Origin of the sequence: Rhizobium sp. rho-13.1, assembly GCF_007000305.1 — a bacterium.
GTDB classification, from domain to species: domain Bacteria; phylum Pseudomonadota; class Alphaproteobacteria; order Rhizobiales; family Rhizobiaceae; genus Rhizobium; species Rhizobium rhododendri.
Genome location: NZ_SCFL01000109.1, coordinates 1 through 302, shown reverse-complemented (window position 1 = coordinate 302; position 302 = coordinate 1). Strand labels below are relative to the sequence as shown.

The following is a 302-nucleotide window of genomic DNA, read 5'->3' as shown; positions in this document are numbered from 1 at the left end:
CTGTAGCGAAACCGAAACCAAGGAGCAGACATGAAACGCAGGACTTTTCTGATCGGAACGACGGGTGCGATATTCGGCGCATCTCTCAACGGCATCCCGTCGGCGATGGCACAGGACGCCAAGCCTGAAAAGACCGACGTGTCTATCGGAGTGGGCGGCAAGCCCCTGTTGTACTACCTGCCGCTGACAATCGCGGAACGCAAAGGCTTCTTCAAGGAGGAGGGCCTGAACGTCACGATCAATGATTTTTCGGGTGGTTCGAAGTCACTCGAAGGTCTGGTCGGCGGTTCGCTCGATATTGT

The 302-nt window shown here is 56.0% G+C and carries 1 protein-coding gene; it reads left to right on the top strand.

The window, feature by feature from the left end:
* Nucleotides 1-30: 30 nt before the first annotated feature.
* Nucleotides 31-302 (top strand): ABC transporter substrate-binding protein (locus tag EQW76_RS28855; protein ID WP_161991024.1); only part of this gene is annotated, 272 nt, incomplete at its 3' end.